General features: G+C 69.5%; 2 protein-coding genes. Both read left to right on the top strand.

Going from position 1 to position 3,746, the window contains the following annotated elements; genetic code table 11:
• Positions 1-174: 174 nt before the first annotated feature.
• Complete coding sequence (locus AC08OX_RS15795; protein ID WP_476608514.1) at positions 175-2,178, top strand: 2-oxoacid:acceptor oxidoreductase subunit alpha; 2,004 nt, start codon at positions 175-177, stop codon at positions 2,176-2,178.
• On the top strand, positions 2,175-3,242 hold the full coding sequence (locus AC08OX_RS15790; protein ID WP_476608513.1) for a 2-oxoacid:ferredoxin oxidoreductase subunit beta: 1,068 nt from the start codon (positions 2,175-2,177) through the stop codon (positions 3,240-3,242). Before AC08OX_RS15795 ends, AC08OX_RS15790 begins: the two co-directional genes overlap by 4 nt.
• The last annotated feature ends 504 nt before the right edge of the window (positions 3,243-3,746 follow it).

Here is a 3,746-nt window from a genome sequence, read left to right as displayed (position 1 = left end):
GTGTTCTCGCGGGCCCTGCGCATGCCCGAGGTGCCCGCCCCCCGATCTGCCTATCCCTGACCCGTTCCCCCCACGCTTCCCTGACCCCGCTTCCGTGCTGTCAGCGTTGCCACGCGCGGTTCCGCTCGCCCGGCGCGGGCGTGCGTAGCTGAGAAGTTGAGATGAGGTTTCGCCATGCCAACCGAACAGTTGTCCGAACGACCCGATCCGGGGGTCACGCAACTGGAACACGTGGTGATCCGTTTTGCCGGTGACTCCGGCGACGGGATGCAGCTCACCGGTGACCGGTTCGGCGCCCAGGCCGCCGCGGGCGGCAACGACGTGGCAACGTTGCCGAACTACCCGGCGGAGATCCGGGCGCCAGCCGGAACCGTGGCCGGGGTGTCGAGCTACCAACTCCACATCGCTGACCACGACATCAGGACCCCGGGCGACCGGCCCGACGTTCTGGTCGCCATGAACCCCGCGGCGCTCAGGGCGAACATCGCCGAGCTGCGTCCCGGCGGGGTCCTGATCGTGGACACCGACGCGTTCACGGTGATGGGCCTGGAAAAGGCCGGTTACGAGGCTGATCCCCTGACCAACGGGTCGCTGGACGCCTACCACGTGCACGCGATCAACCTCACCGGTCTCGCCGCCACGGCCGTCGCCGAGTTCAGCCTGAAGCGCAAGGACGCCGCCCGGACGAAGAACATGTTCGCGCTCGGCCTGGTGTCCTGGATGTTCAGCCAGCCCATCGAGGACACGATCGCCTACCTGCAGAAGCGGTTCGCCGCGAAGCCGGACGTGCAGGCCGCGAACATCGCCGCGCTGCGGGCCGGGTGGATCTACGGCGACACCACCGAGGCCTTCGCGCTCTCCTACGAGGTGAAGCCGGCCAAGCTGCCCGCCGGCACCTACCGGCACATGAAGGGCAACAAGGCGATCGCCTACGGCCTGGTCGCAGCCGCGCAGCAGGCCGGGATGCCGCTGTTCCTCGGCGCCTACCCGATCACTCCCGCCTCCGACATCCTGCACGAGCTGAGCGCGCTCGCCTCCTTCGACGTGCGCTCCTTCCAGGCCGAGGACGAGATCGCCGCCATCGGTTCCGCGATCGGCGCGTCCTTCGCCGGGATGCTCGGCGTGACCGTCACCTCCGGTCCCGGGATGGCCCTGAAGACCGAGGCTCTCGGCCTTGCGGTGATCATGGAGCTGCCGCTCGTCGTCGTCAACGTGCAGCGCGGCGGGCCGTCGACCGGTCTGCCGACCAAGACCGAGCAGTCCGACCTGCTCCAGGCCCTGTACGGCCGGCACGGCGAGGCGCCGCTGCCGGTGATCGCGGCGCGTTCGCCCGCGGACGGCTTTGACGCCGCGCTGGAGGCAGCCCGGATCGCGCTGGCCTACCGCACCCCGGTCATCCTGCTGTCCGACGCCTACGTCGCCAACGGCAGCGAGCCGTGGCGGGTGCCCGAGACGGCGGAGCTGCCCACCATCGGGATCGATCTCGCCACCGGCCCGAACGGGGTGGACGAGGCCGGTAACCCGATCTTCCTGCCGTACGTGCGGGACCCGATCACGTTGGCCCGCCCGCTGGCGATCCCGGGTACCCCGGGGCTCACGCACCGCATCGGCGGTCTGGAGAAGGCCGACCTGACCGGTGCGGTCTCCTACGACCCCGACAACCATGACCTGCTGGTCCGCACCCGACAATCCAAGATCGATAACATCGACGTGCCGCTCCTGGAGGTCGATGATCCCAGCGGGCCCCCCGGATCCGGCGCCGATGTGCTGGTGATCGGATGGGGCTCGACGTGGGGGCCGATCGGTGAAGCCTGCCGCCAGGTGCGGCGCGACGGCATGAAGGTCGCCCAGGCGCACCTGCGCCATCTCGCCCCGTTGCCGGCGAACCTGGCCTCGGTGCTGTCGGAGTACCACACCGTGCTCGTCCCCGAGATGAACCTCGGGCAGCTCGCCGGACTCCTGCGCCAGGAATGCCTGATCGACACCGTCGGCTACAACCAGACCCGCGGCATGCCGTTCCGGGTCGCCGAGCTTACCTCCGTCATCAGCCGGATCATCCAGGGCATCGACGAGGAGCCGTCGGCGGATGCGGCCTCGAAGCCGGTCGGGGACGTGAGCGCCCGGTTGAACGCACACCTTGGTCCGAAGCTCGGCACGGCCGGGGAGGCAGGACGATGATCTCGCTGAATGGTGGATCCGGAGAACCGTCGGGTGACTTGGCGGGACGGCCGGCGCTGACCGCGCAGGACTACATGACCGGCAACGAGGTCCGCTGGTGCCCCGGCTGCGGGGACCACGCCATCCTCTCGACGATGCGGGGTCTGCTGCCGGCCCTCGGCGTCCCGCCCGAGAACATCGTGATCGTGTCCGGTATCGGGTGCTCCTCGCGGTTCCCCTATTACCTCGACACCTACGGCATCCACTCGATCCACGGCCGGGCGCCGTCCTTCGCGACCGGTGTCTCGATCAACCGGCCGGACCTGGCGGTGTGGGTCGTAACCGGTGACGGCGACGCGCTGTCGATCGGCGGTAACCACCTTATTCACGCGCTGCGTCGCAACGTGAATATCAAGATCATGTTGTTCAACAACCAGATCTACGGTTTGACGAAGGGTCAGCATTCGCCGACCTCCAGGATCGGCACGATCAGCCCGTCGAGCCCCCACGGGTCGCTCGACAACCCGTTCGACCCGGTTGCGCTCGCGCTCGGCGCCGGCGCAACGTTCGTCGCCCGCACGATCGACTCGGACCGTCGCCACCTCACCGCCACCCTCACCGCCGCCGCGGCGCATCAGGGAGCGGCGCTGGTGGAGATCCGGCAGGGCTGCCCCACGTTCAACGCGATCCCCCGTCAGCCGAAGCGGTCCGATGCCGGCGCCGCCGGGGCGAAGGGCGAGCAGGGGCCGATCCGGCTCTCGCCCGGTATGCCGGTGGTTTTCGGCGTGGACGAGCAGTACGCCGTGATCCGCGACCCGGCCACCGGGGAGCTGGCGGTCGGGCACAGCGGTGACCCCCGCGTCGTGGTGCACGATCCGACGGTGGAGAACTCGACCTATGCCTACGCCCTGGCCCAGCTGGCGCAGGCGGAGTTTCCGGAGCCGCCGATCGGCGTCTACCGGTCGGTCTCGCATCCCGTGTTCGACCAGCTGTTCCAGGAGCGGCTGGCGACCGCCCGGCCCGGCGGCCTGGGCGATCTGCGGACGTTGCTCCAGGGCGCCGACTCCTGGACGGTGGCCGGATAGGTCGCAGCCGGGTGACCTACGGCCGGGATGAGACCTATGGCTGAGGCGAACCGGACCGATGGACGGTCGTCGGGTGGATGCTCGGGGGGCGGGGGGATCAGGCCTGTCAGGGCTGGCCTGATCCCCTCAGGGGTCCGTTACGGTGCCCGCCCCGGCCTCGGCCCGGAGTGATTTCGGTTCCGGCCCCACGTGGTTTCCGTCATGTTCTCCGGCCGCCTGGCGATGACGCCTGCACGCCGTTTTCCGGGATTTTTGTCACGCCGCCTTCTCGTCAATCGACATTCCGCGGCGGGTCATCTGGTCGACGGTACGACCGGTCGACATCACCCGTCAGGAAACTCGTCGGGAAACCCGCAACTCTGCTTCGGCCTCGGCCCCTGCTTCGCCCCCGAAATGTAGAGGGCCGGTGCCCGGACGGGGTGGGTCCTGAGCACCGGCCGTGGGCCGGCGGTCTCGCTGACGCCGTGGCCGCGTCAGCCTTCGCCGGCGGCTTGTCTCGTCGGG

The sequence above is a fragment of the Frankia sp. CoBUL1 genome, assembly GCF_978021245.1.
This window is presented reverse-complemented; position numbering and strand designations above follow the sequence as displayed.